Raw genomic sequence first — 19,998 nt, 5'->3', positions numbered from 1 at the left:
CGTTAGGGAACGGGTGGTTAGGGAACCCGGTGCAGCCACTCCGCGGTGCCGAACTTGGTCTCCACGCGGCGGCGGGCCGCCTCCAGCTCGGCGTCGGTGAGGACGGACGGTGTCGCGCCGTAGCGTTCGGCGAAGACGTCCATCATCGCTGCAACGATTTCGGCGCGGGCCAGGCCGGTCTGGCGGCGGAGCGGATCCACGCGCTTCTTGGCGCTCCTGGTGCCCTTGTCGGACAGTTTCTCCTTGCCGATCCGCAGCACCTCCACCATCTTCTCGGCGTCGATGTCGTAGCTCATGGTGACGTGGTGCAGCATCCCGCCGTTGGCGAGCCGCTTCTGCGCGGCCCCGCCGATTTTGCCGTGCTCGGTGGCGATGTCATTGAGCGGCACGTAGAAGGCGCTGATGCCGACTTTTTCCAGGGCCGCCATCACCCAGGCGTCGAGGAAACGGTAGGAGTCCGCAAAGCTGATGCCGTCCACGAGGGTCTGCGGGAGGTACAGCGAGTAGGTGATGCAGTTCCCGGCCTCCATGAACATCGCTCCCCCGCCGCTGATCCGCCGGACCACGCTGATGCCGTGCCGGGCCACGCCTTCGGGATGGAGTTCGTTGCGGACGGACTGGAAGCTGCCGATCACGACGGAGGGCTCCTCCCAGTCCCAGAACCGCAGGGTGGGATTGCGCCGGCCGGCGCCGACTTCCTCGGTGAGGACCTCATCCAGGGCGACGTTGACGTGGGTGGGCAGGACGGACGGGGCGATGATGTTCCAGTGGTGGTCCGCCCAGCCGGTGGCCTTCGCCAGGGCGCGGCGGACGGTGACGGCGACGGCGTCGGCGGAAAAGCCGAACAGCACGGTGCCTTCGGGCAGCGCCGCCGTCACGGCGTCCGCGATGTCCGTGGCGCTGGTGTCGACGGGCAGCCCGGTGAGCGCCCTGTTGATCTCCGGGAGCGCCTCGTCGGGTTCGAGGAAGAAGTCCCCGCTCAGTGAGACGTGGGCCAGGGCGCCGCCGACGACGTCGAAGTCGGCGACCACGAGCTTGCCACCCGGGACCTTGTACTCGCCGTGGTGACGGCCGCCGTCGTCGTCGGTGCTGGGCGTGGTGGCGGCGGGATGGGAAGTCATGACCTCCATCCTGCCGCATGCGGCCGGTAACCCGGGAAACCGGAACCCGGTTAGCCGGAACGGCAGCAAAGACGCAGAAAGCCCGCACCGTTGCCGGKGCGGGCTTTCCATAAGACCTGGGGGAAGAAGGTTACTTCTTGCCGCCGAAGCCCTTGAAGCGAGCGTTGAAGCGCTCGACGCGGCCTGCGGAGTCCATGATGCGCTGCTTGCCCGTGTAGAACGGGTGGGACTCAGAGGAGATTTCGACGTCGATGACCGGGTAGGTGTTGCCGTCTTCCCACTCGATGGTCTTCGAAGAAGACACGGTGGACTTGGTCAGGAACTTGACGCCGGAAGCCAGGTCGTTGAAAACAACAGCTTCGTACTTCGGGTGAGTATTAGACTTCATAATTGGACCTTTGTTCGCACAACTGGATTTTGCCAGTTGCCAGGTATGAATGGGATGGCCGGCGGAAAGCACCGGACGGCCAGCTATCAATCATAGCCGATCCCCGGACCGCTGACGAACACCGTTGGCGCACGTCAGCGCGGCGCGGCCGCCGCACGATTCGGGTCGCCTCAGTCCTTCGGGCGGAGCTCCCAGAACGCCACCGCCGACGCCGCGGCGACGTTGAGCGAATCGACGCCCGGGCGCATCGGGATCTTCACGGCGAGGTCGACGGCGGCCAGGGTTCCTTCGCTCATGCCCGCGCCTTCCGTGCCCAGCACCAGGGCCAGCCGCTCCGGGCGCCGGGCCGCGAGCACGTCGAGGTCCACCGCGTCATCCGTCAGCTCCATGGCCGCGACGGTGAAGCCCTGCTGCTGCAGCGCGGCCAGGCCTTCCGCCCAGTCCTCCAGCCGCGCCCACGGCACCTGGAACACGGTGCCCATGCTGACCCGCACGCTGCGGCGGTAGAGCGGATCCCCGCAGCGCGGCGAGACCAGGACGGCGTCCACGCCCAGGGCCGCGGCCGAACGGAAAATGGCCCCGACGTTTGTGTGGTCCACAATGTCCTCCAGCACCGCGACCCGGCGGGCTCCGGCGAGGAGGTCCGTCAGCGGCACCGGGGCGGGCCGGTGCATGGCGGCCATGGCGCCGCGGTGCAGGTGGAAGCCGGTGATTTGCTCCAGCAGCGCCGCGGGGCCGATGTAGGCCGGGACGTCCGGGTACTGCTCAAACACATCGGCGAGGTCCGCGGCCCACTTCTCGGCCAGGAAGAAAGACCGCGGCCGGTGCCCTGCGGCCAGGGCCCGGCGCAGGACGCGGGAGGACTCGGCGATGTACAGGCCCTCGGCGGGTTCCCGGATTTTGCGCAGGTGCACGTCCGTGAGCTGCGTGTAGTCCGCAACCCGCGGGTCGTCGGCGGATTCGAGAAAGTGAAAGGTCACGGGCAGGTCATTCCTGTGAGGCTGTTGGAAGGGGCTATTTGAACAAGTTGGCGATCATGAATCCCAGTGCCACCAGGCCCAGGGTGAAGATGACCCCGCGCAGGACCGCCGGGGAGAGCCGGCGCCCCACCTTGGAGCCAATCACGCCGCCGATCAGGGAGCTCACGGCGATCAGCCCGACCACGCCCCAGTCGATCCGGTCGAAGGCGAACAGGAGGTAGGAGGCGGCGGCCACCACGTTCACGCCCAGGACCAGGAAGTTCTTCATCGCGTTGGCGTTCTGGATGGTCCCGGTCATGAACACGCCCAGGATGCCGACCAGCAGGATGCCCTGGGCCGCGACGAAGTAGCCGCCATAGACGCCGGCGAGGTACACCAGCACCACCAGCAGGACACTGTGGCGGCGGTCCCGGATCGCGTGTTCGGGGTTCTCCTCGCGGTTCCTCACCCACCGCTGCAGCCGCGGCTGGAACACCACCATCAGCAGGGCCAGCACGATCAGGACGGGGGCGGCGTAGTAGAAGACCTTTTCGGGCAGGTGCAGGAGCAGGTAGGCGCCGGTGACGGCACCCAGCAGCGAGGCTGGCAGGAGCCGGAGCAGCTGCTTGCCGCGGCCTTCGAGTTCCTTCCGGTAGCCCCAGGCGCCGGTGGCGTTGCCGGCCACGAGCCCCATGGCGTTGCTGATGGAGGCCGTGACGGGGGCGTAGCCGAGGGCGATCAGCACCGGGAACGTGACCAGGGTGCCGGATCCGACGACGCTGTTGATGGTGCCCGCCCACAGCCCGGCGAAGAATATGAGGGCGCTATTGAGGAGCTCCACGCGCGGTCAGCGGCCCCGTCAGCGGCTGGCGGTCGCGGTGTACCGGCCCGCGTTGACGCTGACGTCCAGCGGCAGGCCGAACGTTTCACTCAGGTTTTCCGCCGTGAGGACCTCCGGCAGCGGGCCGGAGGCCACCACGCCGCCGTCGCGCATGAGCATCGCGTGCGTGAAGCCCGGCGGCACTTCTTCGAGGTGGTGGGTGACCAGGACGATCGCCGGGGCGGCGTCGTCCCGGGCGAGTTCGCTCAGGCGCTGGACCAGGTCCTCGCGGCCGCCGAGGTCGAGCCCCGCGGCCGGCTCGTCCAGGAGCAGGAGCTCGGGATCAGTCATGAGGGCGCGGGCAATCTGGACGCGCTTGCGCTCCCCTTCGGAAAGCGAGGCGAAGGGGCGGTTGAGCAGCGGGCCCATCCCCCACTCGTTCAGCAGCCTGAAGGCGCGCCGCTCGTCGTCCTTCTCGTAACCCTCGCGCCAGCGGCCGGTCACGCCGTACGCGGCGGTGACCACCACGTTCAGGACCTTCTCGTGCTCGGGGATCTGGCTGGCCAATGCAGCGGAGGACAGGCCGATCCGGGGGCGGAGCTCGAAGACGTCGACGGCGCCGAGGACTTCCTCGAGGATGCCCGCCATTCCAGAGGTCGGGTGGATGCGGGCCGCAGCCAGCTGGAGGAGTGTGGTCTTGCCGGCGCCGTTGGGGCCCAGGATCACCCAGCGTTCGCCCTCCTTGACCTGCCAGTCGACCTTGTCCAGGAGCGTCTTTGCCCCGCGTACAACACTGACCCCGGCCATTTCAAGAACATCACTCATAGGAGTAGACACTAGGACAAAAAAGCGGACGACTGATAACCGGCGCCGCGCCCTGCCGTGGAGCGTCACGCGGCGCCTGCCGGGGTGCAACGAATTCGGGCCGCCCGCCGCCCGCTCGCTAGGATTGAGGCCATGAGTTCGAACGTGACCGCAGTGAGCTACGGCCTGAAACTGTCCCTTCCCGACATCCAGCGGCTGCGTTCGCTCCTGACGGCCGCCGGGCTGGGCGTCGGGGCGGAAACCCGCACCGGCGACGCCCGCTTCGAGGTGTATGCGGCGGACTGCGCGCTGGAGGCCGAACTTGACGGTGCGCGCCGCGCGCTGGCGGCCGCCGGCATCGAGGGCGTCGACACGGCGCTGGTACCGGCAGCACTGCGCAGCGCGCCGCGGAAGTTCCTCATCATGGACGTGGACTCCACCCTCATCCAGCAGGAGGTAATCGAGCTCCTGGCCGCCTACGCCGGCAAGCGCGAGGAGGTGACGGCGGTGACCGAGGCGGCCATGCGCGGGGAGCTGGACTTCGCCCAGAGCCTGCACGCCCGGGTGGCGGTCCTCGCAGGGCTGCCTGCGGACGTCGTCGAGTCGGTCCGCTCCGAGGTCAGGCTGACCGAGGGCGCCGCCGGGCTGGTGGCGGCGTTCCAGGCCGCCGGCCATGCCGTGGCCGTCGTGTCCGGCGGTTTCAACCAGATCCTCCGGCCGATCGCCGAAGACCTGGGCCTGCACTACTGGATCGCCAACGAACTCGAAATCGTCGACGGCGCACTGACCGGCAAGGTGCTCGGCGACGTGATCGACCGGGCGGCCAAGGAGAAGTACCTGCGCGAATGGGCCGCGGCCGAGGGCATCCCGATGGAACACACCATCGCCGTGGGCGACGGCGCCAATGACCTCGACATGCTGGGCGCGGCCGGGATCGGCATCGCCTTCAACGCGAAGCCGGCCGTCCGGGCTGCCGCGGACGCCGCCGTCAACCTTCCCTATCTCGACGCCGTGCGGTACATCGCGGGAGTCTGATGCGTTAACCGGGAAGGCACGTCCCGGCAATGATTAGTAAAATCATTGCCGGGACGTGCCTTCGCGACGCGCCATTCCGGCGCTTGGCGGCCTAAGCCTAGCTGGAGCTCGTGTCCGCTGCCTGCTCTGCGGTCTTACCGAAATAATCCGCACCGCCGACGTATTCGGTGTGGCCGGTTTCGACGTCGGCCGAGGCCATCTTGGCGACCTCCGCGGCAAACTCCTTGACCGAGTACAGCTTGCCGGCTTCTGCACGGCGGGCCTCGATGGCGCCGGGGTTGGACCGGTCAAGCAGGGTGGCCGTGACGGTGCCCTCGATCATGTCGCCGGAGACAACCACGAGGGTGATCCCCTTGTCCGCCAGGCTCGGGACGAGGGCGCGGAGTGCGTCCTCGCCGGCCCGCTTGCTGCGGGCCACGGGCTCGTACTCGGGCATGGTGGGCACCGTGTCGATGAAGTGGGCCTGGTGGCTGGTCACGAAGACCACGCGCGAGCCTTCAGGCATGAGCGCGACGGCGGCGTTGAGCATGTTCACCTGGGCGTCGCGATTCAGCTTCAGGGCGTAGCCCTCTTCCATGCCGGTCTCCATGCCGCCGGAGGCGTTGAGGACCAGGAGGTCGAGCGAGCCGAAGTTCTCCATCGCGGCGCTGGCCAGGGCCTGGACGCCTTCCTGGGTGGTCAGGTCCGCCCCGACGGCCGCAGCACGGCCGCCGTCGGCTTCGATCTCGGCGACAACTTTGTTGGCGCGCGGCGCCTTCTGGCGGTAGTTGACGACGACGGCCGCACCCTCGGCGGCGAGGATTTTGGCCACTTCGGCGCCGATTCCGCGCGACGAACCGGTCACGATCGCTGTCTTGTTCTCCAGCAGTCCCATACGAGCTCCTTTGTTCCAAACGTCCAAATACTGTGGGTCTGCAATCCATCATGCCAGCGGATCGCGCCATTACGGTTGTTCAGCATCCACAAAGAAGCCCCGGCAGCGTAGTTCCGCCGTGCCGTGCCGGGAAGGCGCCGCGGCCGTTAGGAGCCATGGCGGAAAGGTGCCGGCGACCGGGTCAGCCGCGGTCGATCCGGATCTTCGTCGTCGCTTCGCCGGTCACAACCTTGGGTGCCGGTGCGCGGACTTCCAGGACGCCGTCCTTGTACGTGGCGGTGATGTCTTCTTCCCTCACCCCCGCGGGCAGCGCAATGCTCCGGGCGGCCCGGCCGTAGCGGAACTCCGAGCGGTAACCGTCCTTGCTCTTGTGCTCAGAGGACTCCCGCCGCTCCACCGCAATATTGAGCACGCCCTCGCCGACCGAGACGTCGACGTCCCGGTCCGGGTCGATGCCCGGCACTTCCGCCCGCACCACCAGGGTGGTGCCCTCCTGGAACTGTTCGATCTTGATCCCTGGCGCTATGGACAGATCACCGTCAAGGAAGCGGCGGACCGGTTCCAGCATGTCCGAGGGCGTCCATTTGCTGAGATCACTCATGATTTCCTCCTGCGTCCACGCCCCTGCCGCGGCATGGTCAGGGGCTGTGAGCCCATTACACGCGCGGAATCCGCCGTCGTCCGCTGTTCTCCGCAGGAGTTCTGCGTCGTCCTGCTGCGTCAGGGGCTAGTGGCCCATTCCGAGGCCGCCGTCGACCGGGATGACCGCACCGGAAATGTAGGACGCTTCGTCGCTGGCGATCCAGCGCACGACGTTGGCGACCTCGGAGGCCTCGGCGAAGCGGCCGGCGGGAACCTTCGTCAGGTAGTCCTTCTGCGTGGCCTCGGGCAGCTCGGCCGTCATGTCGGTGTTGATGAAGCCGGGCGCGACCACATTCGCGGTGATCCCGCGTCCGCCGAGCTCGCGCGTGAGCGACCGGGCGATGCCCACCAGGCCTGCCTTCGAGGCAGAGTAGTTGATCTGGCCCGGCGCGCCGTACAGGCCTGAGACGGAGGAAATCAGCACCACACGGCCCTTGCGCGCCCGGATCATGCCCTTGGATGCGCGCTTGATGACCCGGAAGGCGCCCGTGAGGTTCGTGTCGATCACCGAGGTGAAGTCGTCTTCGCTCATCCGCATCAGGAGCGTGTCCTTGGTGATGCCGGCGTTGGCCACGAGTACTTCCACCGGGCCGTGCGCGGCTTCGACTTCCGCGAACGCAGCGTCAACGGAAGCTTCGTCCGTGACGTCCGCCTTGACGCCGAGGATGCCCTTGGGCAACGACGATTCGTTGCGGAAGGTCACGGCCACCTTGTCGCCGTTGGCCAGGAAGGACTCGGCGATGGCCAGGCCGATCCCGCGGTTTCCGCCGGTGATCAGAACGCTGCGGCCGGTGGTGGATGTGTCAGTCATATGGGGCTCCGGGATTCTGCGGCAGGGAGGGCCGCGCTGGGGGCTGGATTTTTCCTGCCTCCGATCTTAGCGCCCGGTTCGCTTCCGTTTGGGCGGCTCCGCCGATGGTGAGAGAATCGAGGTAAGCCTTGGGAGCGTGATCTGACAGCCGTGACACTCAAAAACCGACCCGGTGCGCATGTACCCGGGAGGCCGGACTCCGAGCCCGGCGGTACCGAGGTGCACAGCATCACCGACGCCGCTGCTGCCCACTCGGACGAGATGCACCAGCGGATGGTCAAGTACGCCATCGCCATGGGCATCCGCATGGTCTGCCTGATCCTGATTTTTGTCGTGGATGGCTGGTTCAAGCTCCTGCCGATTGCCGGCGCCGTCTTCCTGCCCTGGGTGGCCGTGGTGATCGCCAACGGCAGCGACAAGGCGGAAATCCACAGCGACTCGCTCCTGGACTACGCTCCGCTCGCAGAGCTCGACGCCCCGGAGACCGCAGACCCGGCCGGGGAGGATATCGATGACAGCGCAGGCGGCGCGGGGACGCTGCTGCAAGGTGAGCTGATCGAAGATGAGAACGACGACGACCACGGACGGGCCGCTTTATGAACCTCTTTGACCTGGCCGGGACCGGTGGCGACTCCGCCGCGGCCCCCGGCACCGTCTGCTCGCGGAAAGCCTGCCGCGCGGCGGCCGAATGGCAGCTGCTGTGGAACAATCCCAAGATCCACACCCCGGAGCGGCGCAAGATCTGGCTGGCGTGCGGTGAGCACCGCGCCTGGCTTGAGGACTACCTCCAGACGCGCGGACTGTGGAAAGAGACTGTGGTCCTCGGCGCAGAGACCGTCCCCCTCCCCGAAGCGACCGCCCCTCTCGACCCGTCAGGCAGGATCGGCTGAATGTACCGCTTTCTCTTCTCCAGTAAATGGCTGGGGTACTTGTTGCTGGCCGCGGTCTTCGCTGCCGGCTGCGTTGGGCTGGGCCGGTGGCAGATGGACCGCCGCGCCGAGACCCTGGCCGAAATCAACCGGGTGGTCTCGAACTACTCGGCCACCCCTGTGCCGTTCGCCGGGGTCCGGGACCAGTTCAGCCGGCTGGACCCGGAGCGCGAGTGGACCCAGGTGGAACTGAAGGGCAGCTACGACGCTGCCGGCCAGCGGATCGTCCGGAACCGGCCGCTGAACGGCCAGCCCGGCTACGAGGTGGTGGTTCCCTTTAAGCTCCAGACCGGCGAAACCGTGGTGATCGACCGTGGGTGGCTGCCTATCGGCAACAACACGCCGGGACGGCCCGACTCAGTGCCGGCCCCGCCGCAGGGTTCGGTGACGGTCGTTGCCCGCCTCAAGCCGGCAGAGCCCGAGCTGCAGCGCGGCGCCCCTGATGGCCAGCTGGCCTCGATCGACCTCGCCGCCTATTCCGCGCAGCTGGGCTATCCGCTGCTGACGGGAGCCTACGGACAGCTGGCGTCAGAGTCGCCGTCGGTGCAGGACATGCCTTTCCCGTTCCCCAAGCCGACCACCGATGAAGGCACCCACCTGTCTTACTCCCTGCAGTGGTTCGCGTTCGGCGTGCTGATGTTCGTCGGGTTCGGCTACGCGGCGAGGCAGCAGGCCCGCAACGCCGCGATCGACGCGGAGGACGCCGAAGCCGAGGCTGCGGCCGGCGGATTCCTGCACTCCAGCGGCCCGGCCGTGCGGCGCCGCCCCGCTCCGCGCAAGCGTAAGAACGCGACAGCGGAAGAAGAGGAAGACGCCATCCTCGACGCCCAGGGGTTCTGAACGATGAGTCCTGAGGCATATCCCCGACCGGTGGCAAACGTCAAGCGTGCCCTCACCGCCCTGGGCGCCCAAGACACCGTCACAGTGTTCGATTCAAAAGTCCCGACGGCGGCAGCGGCGGCCGCCGCGCTGGGCTGCGACGTCGCGGCGATCACCAACAGCCTGGTGTTCGACCTCGAGGGCACCCCGCTGCTCATCCTGGCCAGCGGCGCGGCCAAGGTGGACGTCCGCAAGGTCGCAGACCGGCTGGGCGCGGGCAAGATCCGCCGGGCCTCCCCCGAGTTCGTCCTGGCGCACACCGGCCAGGAGGTAGGCGGGGTCGCCCCGGTAGGCCACCCGAAGAAGATCCGGACCCTGCTGGACGAGTCGCTGTCGGCCCACCGGGTGCTCTGGGCAGGGGCAGGGGACCACAACTCGATGTTCTCCATCAGCTACGAGGACCTGCACCGGATCACGGCCGCGAAAGAGATGCCGGTCCGCTGACCCGGCTGACTCGCAGCAAAGGCCGCCGTGAGCGCTCACGACGGCCTTTGCTGCGAGTCAGCTCGGTGGCTTACGCCAGCGTGATGAGGTCCAGGTAGTCTTCGTTCCAGTGGTCCTCGATGCCGTCGGGAAGCAGCACGACGCGCTCCGGGTTGAGCGCCTCGACGGCGCCCTCATCGTGGCTCACGAGGACGACGGCGCCGGTGTAGTTGCTCAGGGCCCCGAGGATTTCCGCGCGGCTGGCGGGGTCGAGGTTGTTGGTGGGCTCATCGAGGAGCAGCACGTTCGCGCTCGAGGCCACGATGGTGGCCAGCGCCAGCCGGGTCTTCTCGCCGCCGGAGAGCACACCGGCGGGCTTGTCGACGTCGTCGCCTGAGAACAGGAACGAGCCCAGGATGTTGCGGACTTCCGCGTCGTTCATGTCCGGGGCGGAGGAGCGCATGTTCTGCAGGACGGTGCGGTCCACGTCGAGCGTCTCGTGCTCCTGCGCGTAGTAGCCCACCTTCAGGCCGTGGCCCGCAACGACCTCGCCGGTGTCCGGCTTGTCGACGCCGGCCAGCATCCGCAGCAGCGTGGTCTTGCCGGCGCCGTTGAGGCCCAGGATGACCACCTTGGAACCGCGGTCGATGGCAAGGTCGACGTCGGTGAAGATCTCCAGCGAGCCGTAAGACTTGCTGAGGCCGTCCGCGGTGAGCGGGGTCTTGCCGCAGGGTGACGGATCCGGGAAGCGCAGTGCCGCCACGCGGTCGGTCGCGCGCACGGCTTCGAGGCCGCCGAGCAGGCGTTCGGCACGCTTGGCCATGTTCTGGGCGGCAACGGCCTTGGTGGCCTTGGCGCGCATTTTGTTGGCCTGGTCGATGAGGACCTGGGCCTTCTTCTCCGCGTTGGCCCGCTCACGCTTGCGGGCGCGCTCGTCGGTTTCGCGCTGCGTGAGGTAGCGCTTCCAGTCCATGTTGTAGAAGTCGATCTGGGCGCGGTTGGGATCGAGGAGGAAGACCTTGTTGACGGTCGCTTCAAGCAGCTCGGTGTCGTGGCTGATGACGATCAGCCCGCCCTGGTGGTTCTTGAGGAACTCGCGGAGCCAGGAGATGGAATCGGCGTCGAGGTGGTTGGTGGGCTCATCGAGGAGCATGGTTTCGGCATCCGAGTAGAGGATGCGCGCCAGCTCCACACGGCGCCGCTGTCCACCGGACAGGGTCTTGAGCGGCTGGTTCAGCAGCCGGTCCGGCAGGGCGAGGTTCGAGCAGATCGCTGCCGCCTCGGCTTCCGCGGCATAACCGCCGGCGGCCAGAAACTCGGATTCCAGCCGGTCATAGCGGTTCATCGCCTTGCGCTGGACCGCGGGGTCCTCGCTGGCCATCTCTTCGTGCGCCACACGGAGCTTGCCCACGGCAATGTCCAGGCCGCGGACGGACAGGATCCGGTCCCGCGCGAGCTGCTCCATGTCCGGGGTGCGCGGATCCTGCGGCAGGTAGCCGATTTCGCCGCTGCGGGTTACCTTGCCGGCGGCGGGCAGGCCCTCGCCCGCGAGCACCCGGGTCAGCGTTGTCTTGCCTGCACCGTTACGGCCGACCAGACCGATCTTGTCTCCCTTGTCGATCCGGAAGCTCACCTGGTCCATGAGGAGGCGGGCGCCGGCGCGCAGTTCGAGATCCTGGACGGTAATCAATGCAGCTAAGGCCTTTCACAACAGGGAATGCCGCGGCACAACGGGTGGAGTCTGGGCGGGGCCGGGGCAGGGCGGTGCGAGAGCACGGCCTCCCCAAGTCTACCGGCACTGCCCCGGCTCCCTGACATGGGCACCTTTGGCAGTGGCCAGCCGCCGTCGCGATGCTGGCCGGCCTGTTGGCGGTGTTCATTGGCGGCGCCCTCCAGCTTCCGGGCCGACGGTTAGTGGGGCGCCTACAAAAAACCGTCTCCGCCGCGACCGTACAGTCGATATCACAGTCCATATTTCCGCCGCAGCACCCCGACAGGAACATCATGACGCAAACCGACCGTCCCGCCACCGCCAGGACCCCGCGCCGCCGGGGCCGCTGGAATGCCACCGACCTTGGCCTCATCGCCGTCTTCGCCGCCCTTGTGGCCGCTTCTGCCCTGATCGCCGCCATCCCCGTCGGCGGGCTCGGCGTCCCCATCACGCTGCAGACCCTCGCCGTCATGCTCACGGGCCTGGCCCTCGGCCCGGGCCGGGCCTTCGCCGCCGTCGGCCTCTACCTGCTGCTGGGCTTCGCGGGCCTGCCGATCTTCAGCGGCGGCCGCAGCGGGCTCGGCGTGCTCGCCGGCCCCTCCGCAGGCTACATCATCGGGTTCCTGCTGGCCGCCACGGCCGTCGGCTGGCTGACCGTCGTCGTCCTCAAACGCACCGCCAACCGCACCGGCAGGCTGCGCGCCATCCTCCTGTTCGCCGCCGCGATGGTGGGCAGCATCATCTTCATCCACGGCCTGGGCATCCTGGGCATGATGGTCAACGCCAAGCTGGACTTCTCCAAAGCCTTCCTGGCCGATCTCGTGTTCTACCCCGGCGACATCATCAAGAACGTCCTGGCCGTCAGCATCGCTTTGGCCCTGCACAAGGCCTTCCCGGACCTGCTGCTGCGCCGCGTCCGGACGGTTGACCCCCGCCCGTGAGCATCATCGTCCTGGACCGTGTTTCGGTGCGGGTGCCGGTGGACGGCCGCCCCGCCCCCAAGACGCTGCTCCAGGAGCTCTCGCTCGACCTCACGGAACGGCGGATCGGGGTTATCGGGGCCAACGGCTCGGGCAAGTCCACCCTCCTGCGGCTCCTGAACGGGCTCGTGGCACCCAGCGGCGGCACCGTGAGAATCGACGGCGCCGATACCGTCCGGGCCGTCCGGGAGGTCCGCCGCCGGGTGGGCTTTGTCTTCACCGATCCGCTCTCCCAGCTCGTCATGCCCACCGGACGCGAGGATGTGGAACTGTCCCTGCGCCGCTCCATCCGTAACGCCACTGCGCGCCGGGTCCACGCGGAGTCGGTGCTGGAACGGTTCGGCCTCCTGCCGCTGGCGGACCAGAGCATCTATGAGCTCTCCGGTGGCGAACGCCAGCTCCTGGCGCTGGCCGCGGTCCTTGCCGTCGAGCCGGAGGTGCTGGTCCTGGACGAGCCGTCCACGCTGCTGGACCTGCGCAACCGCGAACTCCTGCGGCGCACTCTCGCCGGGCTCCGCCAGCAGGTGATTCTGTCCACCCACGACCTTGACCTGGCCCGGGACATGGACCGCGTCCTGGTGGTGGACGCCGGGAAGGTGGTGTTCGACGGCGAACCGGCGGCCGCCGTCGCGCATTACCGCGCCCTGAGCGCGGCGGGCCTGCCCTCGGCCGGCGGACCTGCGGGCGGCCGGCTGGAGCAGGCGTGAGCGGCCACGGCTTCCTGCTGGCGGCGTATGTGCCGGGCTCGTCCATGGTCCACCGGGCGCCGCTGTGGCTGAAGTTCCTGCTGGTCGTTGGGTGCGGAATGACGTCGTTCCTGATCGCAGACTGGGCCGTGTCGGCCGCCATGCTGGTGCTGCTCTGCGGACTGTTCCTGCTCAGCGGGGCCGGCCCTGCCCGGCTGTTTCGCGCGGTGCGTCCGGTCCTTCCGGTACTCGTGGCGATCGGGCTCTTCCAGTGGTGGCAGCTGGGCGCACCGACCGCCGCCCGGATCGTGCTGAACGTCCTGGTCTGCGTGGTCGCGGCCTCAATCCTGACCGCCACCACCCCTGTGCAGGCACTCCTCGACGGTGTGGCATCGCTGGCCCGGCCATTCCGGCGCTTCGGTGCGGACCCGGAACGCTTCGCCCTGACCATCGCCATCATGCTCCGCAGCATCCCGTTCGTTGCCCAGGCCTACACGGACGTGCGCGACTCGGCCCGGGCCCGCGGACTCGAACGCAACCCGCGTGCTCTTGTGTTGCCCGTCTTCATCAGCACGGTGGCCTTCGCCCGGCAGACCGGCGAAGCCCTCGCCGCCCGTGGACTGGGCGAGCCGGAGGACCCGGAGGACTAGGCACCTCGGACACCCGCACCCCGGCTCCGCGGCCTCCCCCAGTGGACATGCCCTCCGTTGACCGCAGCCAGTGGACATGTGGCCCATATGTCCACTCCCCGCGCCCAGTGCTGGACATGTCCCCCTCCGGCGCCGGGCACGGGCATGTCCTTCCCCTGCGCCCGGCCTGGACATGTCCCTTCGCCGGGACCAGGGCAGGGGATGTCCGCACCGGGCAGATGGACATGCCCTCCCCTGCCCGCAGCCAGTGGACATGTGGCCCATATGTCCATTCCTCGCGCCAGGGACTGGGCATGTCCCCTTCCGGTGGCTTGCCTGGCCATGTACCTTTGACGGTGCCAGGGCGGGGCATGTCCCCCGGCGGGGTTACGTGAGGTGCGCGTACCCCAGCAGTGCGGCCGTGCCCATGCCGCCTGCGATGCTGATCATCGCCAGGGCAAGCTGCCCCTGCTCCGGGAACCTGCGGGCCTGGGCCAGCAGCCGGGTGACCAGCACGGCGCCTGAAGCTCCATAGGCGTGACCGAGAGCCAGGGCGCCGCCGTCGAGGTTGGCCCGCTCCGGGTCGATGCCCAACTGGTCAAAGCACGCGAGCGTCTGGGCGGCGAAGGCCTCGTTGAATTCCACCAAGCCCACGTCCGCGGCCGTCAAACCGTGTGCCGCCAGGAGGCGTCCGGCCGCCGCGGCCGCGCCGATGCCCAGCAGCTGCGGCGCCACCCCGGCGGTGTCGGTTCCCAGGACCAGCAACCCGTCCGCGGCGCCCAGCTGCCGGGCCCGTTCCAGGGACGTGATGACGACGGCGGCGGCACCGTCGGCGTCGAAGCAGGAGTTCCCGGCCGTGACCGTGCCGCCGCTGGCAAAAGCGGGCGGGAAACGGGCCATCAGGGCCGCGCCAAGGCTCGGCCGCGGCCCGTCGTCGGCTGCCGCGGACGCCCCGGGGCCGGCGGCGAGGGGCACGATTTCGCCGTCGAACTTCCCGGCGGCCGCTGCGGCCAGGGCACGGTGGTGGCTGCGGAGCGCGAAGGCGTCCTGGCGTTCCCGGCTGATGCCGTAACGGCCGGCGACGTTCTCGGCCGCCACCCCCATGTCGGGATCGCCGAAGCTCAGCGGCGCGAACTGGGCCCGGCTGTAAAAGTCCGGGCTGCCGTCGTCGTTGCGGTGGGCCCGGAGCGGAGCCGTGCTGATGCTCTCCACGCCGCCTGCGAGGTACAGGCAGCCGCCGCCCGCCGCGACCAGCCGGGAGGCCAGGACGATCGCGTCCAAACCGGAGCCACATTGCCGGTCCACGGTGACGCCGGGGACGGTGACGGGCAGGCCGGCCTCCAGCGCGGCGAGCCGGGCCACGTTTCCGCCGCCGCCCACGGCGTTGCCGATCACGACGTCGGTCACGGAGTCCAGCGCGGCGCCGGCATCGGCGAGCAGGCTGCGGAGCACCGGAGCCAGGAGTTCGTGGGCGCGGAGCTTCTTCAGGGCCCCGTTGGCCCGGCACAGCGGTGTCCGGCGCGCGGCGATGATCACCGGCTGCCTGTCCTCCGGCAGCAGCCCGGGGAAGGACAGTCCGGGGAATGGCTGCCCGGGGGAAGAAGGCCCTGTGCCCGCGCGCGGCTCAGCCAAGACGCCGGATCCTGGGATCGTTTCGGGCTACCCAGTCCAGCAGCAGCTGCCGGCTGATTTTGCCGCGGTCCGTCAGGGGCAGCTCCGTCAGCACGAAGTACTCAAGGGGGCGCTTGTTCCGTGCCAGCACATCGTCGATCCCGGACCGCAGCTGGGTGGCGGTGACCGCCCCGTGCGAGGGCACGACGCCCGCCACGACGCGCTGGCCGCGGAGATCGTCAACCATGCCGGCCGCCACGGCCGCCGCGACGCCCGGGACGGAGGCCAGCGCCATCTCCACCTCATGCGGGTAGACGTTGGTGCCGGCGGTGATGATCATGTCGGAGCGGCGGCCGAGCATGTGAAGGGTCCCGCCGGAGAGGTAGCCTTGGTCCCCCACGGTGTACCAGCCGTCGAAGCAGCGCAGCGCCTGGCCGTCGTCACCCCACAGGTAGCCGTTGCTGACCATGCCGCTGCGGACGCAGATGTTGCCGTCGCTGCCGTCCGGGAGTTCGGCGCCGCCGTCGTCGAGGATGCGGATGTCGACGCCGGGAAATGGCTTCCCGATGCCGGTCCCGCCCGGCTCAACGGGTTCGCCCGGACGCAACCCGGCGCCCGAGACGAAGCTGAGCTCGGAGGCGCCGTAGTACTCGAAAATGGTCGCGTTGGGGGCCCAGCGCCGGGCCGCCTCCAGCGTCCGGGCGTCCAGCTTGGAACCGGCGCAGATGATGCTGCGGATGCCGGAGGCATCGACCCCGCCGGCCAGGCCACGCTCGCTGAGCAGCCGGAGCATGGTGGGCACCAGGACCAGACGGGTGATGCCGTCGTGGCTGACGGCCGCGTGGGCGGCGCCGACGTCGAAGTGGTACAGGCTGTGGAACTCCGCGCCGGCATACAGGCATTCGGCGAGGGCGTAGAGGTTCAGGCTTGCCGCGAGCGGTCCGGGAGCCAAAGACTTGTCGTCCTGCGTCAGTCCGAAGAACTCGATGGAGGCCTCGAACGATTCCTGCCAGGACCGCCGCGAGCGGGTGAACGCCTTGGGTACCGAGGTGGTGCCGGAGGTCAGGCCGATCAGGAACGAGGTGTCAGGCGGCCCGTCAACCAGCCCGGGAAGTGCATGCGCCGGCCCCGTTTCCGTCCCGGCGATGCGGGCGGTGATGCCGTCCTGGAGTTGCTGCGGCCAGGCCGGGTCCAGCACGGCGCACTGCCGCTCACCAGCGACGGCCGCGGCGAACGCTACGGCGAAGCGGGTCGAATTTTGTTCGGACAGCACGGTGATGGCGGGCGCCACGGGCACCAGGGCTGCCGCTGCGTCCCGCAGGCCGGACCAGCTGAGGTGCGCTCCGGCAACGACGACGGCTGTGTCGTCGGGACGGTCATCGGCCCAGCGCTGGAGTCTGTCGAGAAAAGGCATCGAACCAACTTTACCGTTGCTGGCCGCGGCCGCGGCCTGTGCGGGATATTGTGACTCCATGAGCTTTAACGACAACGCCCCACTGGATCCGTCGCAGGTCCAGGACCGCCGCGGGATGGGCCGCGGCCCGATGATCGGCGGCGGGATCGGCGGCGGCATCATCCTGCTGCTGGCAGCCCTCTTTGGCATCAATCCCCAGCTTCTCGAGGGTCTGGCCGGCACCGTCCAGGACCCCCAGACGCAGAGCCAGGGCTCTGCCCCCGCCTGCCAGACCGGCGCCGACGCCGACGCCCGCCTCGACTGCAGGATCACCGGCACGGTCAACAGCCTGAACGCCTTCTGGCCGGCCTATCTGGCCCAGTACAACACCAAGTACCCGCGGCCGAAGGCGGTGATCTTCACCGGCGGAACCAACACCGGCTGCGGCGCCGCCACCTCGGACGTGGGGCCGTTCTACTGCCCCGTCGACACCACGGCATACTTCGATCCCGGCTTCTTCCAGGAACTCGTGGACCGGTTTGGCTCCTCCGGCGGCCCCCTGGCGCAGGAGTATGTGGTTGCCCACGAATTCGGCCACCACGTCCAGAACCTGCTTGGCGACCTCGACCGGGCACAACAGGACCCCCAGGGCCCCGGTTCCGGTGGTGTCCGGGTTGAGCTCCAGGCCGACTGCTACGCAGGGCTGTGGGCCCACTATGCGACGACGCAGGCAGATCCCAAGACCGGCCAGCCCTACCTCGAACCCTTCACTGACCAGGATGTGAAGGACGCCCTGTCGGCGGCCTCGGCCGTCGGCGATGACCGCATCCAGAAGGCCGCCACGGGCCGCGTCTCACCGGAGGCATGGACCCACGGGTCAAGTGCTCAGCGGCAGAAGTGGTTCTATCAGGGGTACACCACCGGGGACATCAACAAGTGCGACACGTTCGCGGTGGCAACGCCCTAGCCCCACTGCTCTAGCCCCAATCCCGGGCCTCACCCGCGGGGCCGGCGCCGGGCCGGGACCTCGACATAGCTGAAGAATCCGGCATGGCCCAGGTGCCGGTGCTTGGGGTGCCACACCGGGCGGTACTGGTGCCCGAACGGGTCGGTCACCAGGACCGTGTCCAGCCGGTTGTTTCCGGCCAGGAGGCGGTCGACGTCGGCCAGCGCATTGCGCCGCGTCGCCAGACCGTCGATGTCCAGGCTCCAAAGCCCCAGCTCGACATCGGTTCCGCGCTCCAGCTGCAGGGTTTCGAACAGGCCGGCCACGAGCCCGGCGAGCCCGACGGGATCAACACGTTGCAGCCGGTGAGACTCGGGATGCACGTCGCGTGCCTCGGCGAGGGCCTGGCGCAGCCAGTGGAACTCCACGGATCCCAAGGGCGGTCCCATGCGCAGGTGGCGGTTCTTGTCCAGCTCGAGCCGGTACGTGGTGGCGCCGCGGTCAATGATGCACGGAGCTTCGCCGACATATTCGAAGTCGGCCAGGAGGGCGTCCCGGGAGCGGTAGTAGGAGAACTCGCCGCTGTCCTCGACAACCACGAAGTCCCCGCTGGCACCGGAGGGCCGTGGCGGTGGAGTGGCATCCATATCCGTGKGCCCCACCTCAWTGAGGTGGGGCCGCCGTCGTACGCGGTCCGGGCCATGCCGGCCCGCCGTGCGGTCATGCTATGTGTGCGGATCTAGATGTTGAAGCCCAGGGCGCGCATCTGGTCGCGGCCGTCCTCGGTGATCCGTTCCGGACCCCATGGCGGCATCCACACCCAGTTGAGCCGCCAGTCGTCGACGATCCCGTCCAGGGCCTTGCCGACCTGCTCCTCGATCACGTCGGTGAGCGGGCAGGCGGCGGTGGTGAGCGTCATGTCGATGAGCAGGGCGCCGTCGTCGTCCGAGTACTTCAGACCGTACAGCAGGCCCAGGTCAACGATGTTGACCCCGAGTTCCGGGTCGATCACATCCTTGAGCGCCTCTTCGACATCCTCGAGGCCCGTGCGGGCCACATTGAGTTCGGTCATTGCGGAGTCCTAACTACGCCTGGGCTGCAGCCGAGGCGGCAGCGATGGTGGCCGCCCCTGCGCCGGTGGCGTAGCGGTCGTAGCCTTCGTCTTCGAGGCGGTCGGCGAGCTCCGGGCCGCCCTCTTCCACAACCTGGCCATCGACGAACACGTGCACGAAGTCCGGCTTGATGTAGCGCAGGATCCGGGTGTAGTGCGTGATGAGCAGGGTGCCCATGTTGCCTTCGCCGTGCGCGCGGTTGACGCCCTCGGAGACAACCTTGAGCGCGTCGACGTCCAGGCCGGAGTCGGTCTCGTCGAGGATGGCGAACTTCGGCTTGAAGAGCTCGAGCTGGAGGATCTCGACGCGCTTCTTCTCGCCGCCGGAGAAGCCTTCGTTGACGTTGCGCTGGGTGAAGTCGGCGTCGATGCGCAGCTGCGCCATGGCAGCCTTGACGTCCTTGGTCCACGTGCGCAGCTTGGGGGCTTCGCCGTCGATCGCGGTCTTGGCAGTGCGCAGGAAGTTGGTCATGCTCACGCCCGGGACCTCGACGGGGTACTGCATGGCAAGGAACAGGCCGGCGCGGGCACGCTCGTCGACGCTCATGGCGAGGACGTCTTCACCGTCGAGGGTGATCGTGCCGGAGGTGACGTTATAGCGCGGGTGCCCGGCGATGGTGGACGCCAGCGTGGACTTGCCGGAACCGTTGGGGCCCATGATGGCGTGCGTCTCGCCGGTCCTGATGGTCAGGCTGACGCCCTTCAGGATTTCCTTGGTGCCCTGCTCGGTGTCAATGCTGACGTGCAGGTCCTTGATCTCAAGAGTCGACATGTGTCTTGTTCTCCTCTGCACCGTGCCCTCGGCACTGTGCGTTTTCTTGGCGATAAGTTTTCTTGTGCGGGTTGCCGGCTGCAGGCAGCTAGCTGAAGTTTGGAGCCTCGGCGCCGTTCAGGACGTTGGTGAAGTCCACGTAGACCTCGTCATCCACGACGGTCACGGCAAACACGGGAACAGGATCATAGGCTGGCAGCTGGAGCGGCTCGCCGCTGCGCAGGTCGAACTGGGATCCGTGGCCCCAGCACTCGATCTTGCAGCCTTCGACCTCCCCTTCGGAGAGGGAGATGTCCGCGTGCGAGCAGGTGTCGCCGATGGCGTGGATCTCCCCCATCGAGTCCTTCACGATCGCTACCGGGTAGTCGTCGATCAGGATCCGCAGCGCCTGCTTGAGTTGGATCTCGCTGGCGTTGCAGACCAGCTCGCCCTTTGGCTGTTCAGTCATTGATGTAGTCCGTGTTCTCTAGTGCT

Annotated in this window: 24 protein-coding genes; 9 read left to right on the top strand and 15 right to left on the bottom strand. The window is 68.4% G+C overall.

The features are described from left to right. Positions 1-17: 17 nt before the first annotated feature. The 5 genes from AC1DXI_RS16415 to AC1DXI_RS16395 form a co-directional block, all read right to left on the bottom strand. Positions 18-1,121 carry a lipoate--protein ligase family protein gene (locus AC1DXI_RS16415; protein ID WP_476939486.1) on the bottom strand — a complete coding sequence of 368 codons (1,104 nt, stop codon included), beginning with the start codon at positions 1,119-1,121 and terminating at the stop codon, positions 18-20. Between the two features lie 130 nt (positions 1,122-1,251). Further along, positions 1,252-1,509: a type B 50S ribosomal protein L31 gene (locus AC1DXI_RS16410; protein WP_018772953.1), complete on the bottom strand. Its 258-nt coding sequence runs from the start codon at positions 1,507-1,509 to the stop codon at positions 1,252-1,254. A 170-nt stretch (positions 1,510-1,679) separates the two neighbouring features. Next, positions 1,680-2,489 (bottom strand): TrmH family RNA methyltransferase, encoded by an 810-nt coding sequence (locus tag AC1DXI_RS16405; protein ID WP_476939485.1) that lies wholly within the window; start codon positions 2,487-2,489, stop codon positions 1,680-1,682. 34 nt (positions 2,490-2,523) lie between these two features. After that, positions 2,524-3,309, bottom strand: a complete 786-nt coding sequence (locus AC1DXI_RS16400; RefSeq protein WP_018772955.1) for a sulfite exporter TauE/SafE family protein — start codon at positions 3,307-3,309, stop codon at positions 2,524-2,526. An 18-nt stretch (positions 3,310-3,327) separates the two neighbouring features. After that, positions 3,328-4,113: an ABC transporter ATP-binding protein gene (locus tag AC1DXI_RS16395; protein ID WP_476939484.1), complete on the bottom strand. Its 786-nt coding sequence runs from the start codon at positions 4,111-4,113 to the stop codon at positions 3,328-3,330. 132 nt (positions 4,114-4,245) lie between these two features. Between AC1DXI_RS16395 and serB the strand changes: the two genes are divergently transcribed. Then, positions 4,246-5,127 (top strand): phosphoserine phosphatase SerB, encoded by an 882-nt coding sequence (gene serB, locus AC1DXI_RS16390; protein WP_476939483.1) that lies wholly within the window; start codon positions 4,246-4,248, stop codon positions 5,125-5,127. 97 nt (positions 5,128-5,224) lie between these two features. Here the strand turns inward: serB and AC1DXI_RS16385 are convergent, their stop codons facing one another. From AC1DXI_RS16385 to fabG, 3 genes are all read right to left on the bottom strand, one after another. Continuing rightward, positions 5,225-6,001: an SDR family oxidoreductase gene (locus AC1DXI_RS16385; RefSeq protein ID WP_018772958.1), complete on the bottom strand. Its 777-nt coding sequence runs from the start codon at positions 5,999-6,001 to the stop codon at positions 5,225-5,227. A gap of 181 nt (positions 6,002-6,182) precedes the next feature. Continuing rightward, on the bottom strand, positions 6,183-6,602 hold the full coding sequence (locus tag AC1DXI_RS16380) for an Hsp20/alpha crystallin family protein (protein WP_018772959.1): 420 nt from the start codon (positions 6,600-6,602) through the stop codon (positions 6,183-6,185). A 126-nt stretch (positions 6,603-6,728) separates the two neighbouring features. After that, a complete protein-coding gene (gene fabG / locus AC1DXI_RS16375; RefSeq protein ID WP_476939482.1) occupies positions 6,729-7,454 on the bottom strand; it encodes a 3-oxoacyl-ACP reductase FabG in 726 nt (241 codons plus the stop codon). 150 nt (positions 7,455-7,604) lie between these two features. Here fabG and AC1DXI_RS16370 point away from each other — a divergent pair, with 150 nt between their 5' ends. The 4 genes from AC1DXI_RS16370 to AC1DXI_RS16355 are packed head-to-tail and all read left to right on the top strand — an operon-like array spanning position 7,605 to position 9,706. After that, positions 7,605-8,054 (top strand): DUF3099 domain-containing protein, encoded by a 450-nt coding sequence (locus tag AC1DXI_RS16370; protein ID WP_476939481.1) that lies wholly within the window; start codon positions 7,605-7,607, stop codon positions 8,052-8,054. Further along, the gene (locus AC1DXI_RS16365; RefSeq protein ID WP_476939480.1) at positions 8,051-8,344 is read left to right on the top strand and encodes a hypothetical protein; all 294 of its coding nucleotides are present in this window, start codon (positions 8,051-8,053) and stop codon (positions 8,342-8,344) included. Before AC1DXI_RS16370 ends, AC1DXI_RS16365 begins: the two co-directional genes overlap by 4 nt. Next, positions 8,345-9,223, top strand: coding sequence for an SURF1 family cytochrome oxidase biogenesis protein (locus tag AC1DXI_RS16360; RefSeq protein ID WP_476939479.1), 879 nt, complete (start codon positions 8,345-8,347; stop codon positions 9,221-9,223). 3 nt (positions 9,224-9,226) lie between these two features. Further along, positions 9,227-9,706, top strand: a complete 480-nt coding sequence (locus tag AC1DXI_RS16355; protein ID WP_476939478.1) for a YbaK/EbsC family protein — start codon at positions 9,227-9,229, stop codon at positions 9,704-9,706. A 70-nt stretch (positions 9,707-9,776) separates the two neighbouring features. Here the strand turns inward: AC1DXI_RS16355 and AC1DXI_RS16350 are convergent, their stop codons facing one another. After that, positions 9,777-11,375: an ABC-F family ATP-binding cassette domain-containing protein gene (locus tag AC1DXI_RS16350; protein ID WP_026538746.1), complete on the bottom strand. Its 1,599-nt coding sequence runs from the start codon at positions 11,373-11,375 to the stop codon at positions 9,777-9,779. Positions 11,376-11,689: 314 nt separating this feature from the next. On the opposite strand from AC1DXI_RS16350, the gene AC1DXI_RS16345 reads away from it, so the two are divergent. From AC1DXI_RS16345 to AC1DXI_RS16335, 3 genes are read left to right on the top strand one after another with little or no spacing between them, the layout of a single operon-like run. Continuing rightward, on the top strand, positions 11,690-12,337 hold the full coding sequence (locus AC1DXI_RS16345; protein WP_476939477.1) for a biotin transporter BioY: 648 nt from the start codon (positions 11,690-11,692) through the stop codon (positions 12,335-12,337). Beyond that, positions 12,334-13,083, top strand: coding sequence for an energy-coupling factor ABC transporter ATP-binding protein (locus tag AC1DXI_RS16340; RefSeq protein WP_476939476.1), 750 nt, complete (start codon positions 12,334-12,336; stop codon positions 13,081-13,083). The genes AC1DXI_RS16345 and AC1DXI_RS16340 overlap by 4 nt, the downstream gene beginning before the upstream one ends. Continuing rightward, positions 13,080-13,712 (top strand): energy-coupling factor transporter transmembrane component T family protein, encoded by a 633-nt coding sequence (locus AC1DXI_RS16335; protein ID WP_476939475.1) that lies wholly within the window; start codon positions 13,080-13,082, stop codon positions 13,710-13,712. The genes AC1DXI_RS16340 and AC1DXI_RS16335 overlap by 4 nt, the downstream gene beginning before the upstream one ends. A gap of 366 nt (positions 13,713-14,078) precedes the next feature. Here AC1DXI_RS16335 and AC1DXI_RS16330 read toward each other — a convergent pair whose 3' ends face one another. Continuing rightward, positions 14,079-15,266, bottom strand: coding sequence for a thiolase family protein (locus AC1DXI_RS16330; RefSeq protein ID WP_476939513.1), 1,188 nt, complete (start codon positions 15,264-15,266; stop codon positions 14,079-14,081). A gap of 49 nt (positions 15,267-15,315) precedes the next feature. Further along, a complete protein-coding gene (locus AC1DXI_RS16325) occupies positions 15,316-16,716 on the bottom strand; it encodes a class I adenylate-forming enzyme family protein (protein ID WP_476939474.1) in 1,401 nt (466 codons plus the stop codon). 58 nt (positions 16,717-16,774) lie between these two features. Between AC1DXI_RS16325 and ypfJ the strand changes: the two genes are divergently transcribed. Beyond that, positions 16,775-17,662, top strand: coding sequence for a KPN_02809 family neutral zinc metallopeptidase (gene ypfJ, locus AC1DXI_RS16320; RefSeq protein WP_370121622.1), 888 nt, complete (start codon positions 16,775-16,777; stop codon positions 17,660-17,662). A gap of 29 nt (positions 17,663-17,691) precedes the next feature. Here the strand turns inward: ypfJ and AC1DXI_RS16315 are convergent, their stop codons facing one another. From AC1DXI_RS16315 to AC1DXI_RS16300, 4 genes are all read right to left on the bottom strand, one after another. Continuing rightward, positions 17,692-18,288 (bottom strand): hypothetical protein, encoded by a 597-nt coding sequence (locus AC1DXI_RS16315; protein ID WP_476939473.1) that lies wholly within the window; start codon positions 18,286-18,288, stop codon positions 17,692-17,694. Positions 18,289-18,380: 92 nt separating this feature from the next. Further along, positions 18,381-18,713, bottom strand: coding sequence for a metal-sulfur cluster assembly factor (locus tag AC1DXI_RS16310; RefSeq protein WP_018772973.1), 333 nt, complete (start codon positions 18,711-18,713; stop codon positions 18,381-18,383). 13 nt (positions 18,714-18,726) lie between these two features. Further along, the gene (sufC, locus tag AC1DXI_RS16305; protein WP_026537381.1) at positions 18,727-19,524 is read right to left on the bottom strand and encodes a Fe-S cluster assembly ATPase SufC; all 798 of its coding nucleotides are present in this window, start codon (positions 19,522-19,524) and stop codon (positions 18,727-18,729) included. 88 nt (positions 19,525-19,612) lie between these two features. Then, positions 19,613-19,972, bottom strand: a complete 360-nt coding sequence (locus tag AC1DXI_RS16300) for a non-heme iron oxygenase ferredoxin subunit (protein WP_026537380.1) — start codon at positions 19,970-19,972, stop codon at positions 19,613-19,615. Positions 19,973-19,998 lie beyond the last annotated feature (26 nt).

The sequence above is a fragment of the Arthrobacter sp. P1_H7 genome, from assembly GCF_056405215.1.
Note: the sequence above shows the minus strand (reverse complement) of the source record. Positions and strands in the feature narration are given on the sequence as shown.